This window comes from Vibrio sp. 2-1-2a (assembly GCF_032648565.1).
GTDB lineage: Bacteria > Pseudomonadota > Gammaproteobacteria > Enterobacterales > Vibrionaceae > Vibrio > Vibrio diabolicus.
The window spans coordinates 1-557 of record NZ_WBOH01000037.1; the positions used below are offsets into that span (position 1 = coordinate 1).

The 557-nt window shown below is 37.2% G+C and carries 1 protein-coding gene; it reads left to right on the forward strand.

Annotated elements, in window-relative coordinates:
• The first annotated feature begins 23 nt into the window (after positions 1-23).
• Positions 24-308: a MazG nucleotide pyrophosphohydrolase domain-containing protein gene (locus F7Y48_RS23580; RefSeq protein ID WP_017448465.1), complete on the forward strand. Its 285-nt coding sequence runs from the start codon at positions 24-26 to the stop codon at positions 306-308.
• Positions 309-557 lie beyond the last annotated feature (249 nt).

A 557-nucleotide genomic window follows, 5' to 3' on the forward strand; every position in this document is an offset into this window, starting at 1 on the left:
GAAAATGATACAAAAAGGACGTTATGAAGTTATCTGAGTTACAAAGTCATATAAAAGAATTCGATTATGCGCCAGAGCAATCTGAACACTATTTTTTAAAACTAATCGAAGAAGTTGGCGAATTATCAGAATCTATTCGCAAAGGTAAAAGTGGGCAACCAACGCTAGATGAATTAAAAGGTTCAATCGCAGAAGAGTTATATGACGTCTTGTATTATGTTTGTGCTTTAGCCAATATTCACGGTGTAAACCTTGAGAAAACGCATGAACTAAAAGAAGTTCTGAATAAGGTTAAGTACAACCGATAGGACGCGTATAACAAATTGTTCAAGAGGGATTCAGCACGCGTGGCATTTTTACTATGCGTTGGTTTAAGTGATTAGGGTGGTATGCGGTAGCATCGGTGTTGCGTGCTTCACCCCTTAACAAGGCGTTATGCGATATGAGGAAGTTGATAGTATGGAAAGCAATGTAGTTAAAGAAATAATTGAAGCAGAGGAGAAGTTAAAAACTTCAATGCTCAATTCAGATATGATTGCCTTGCAAGACTTATTGTC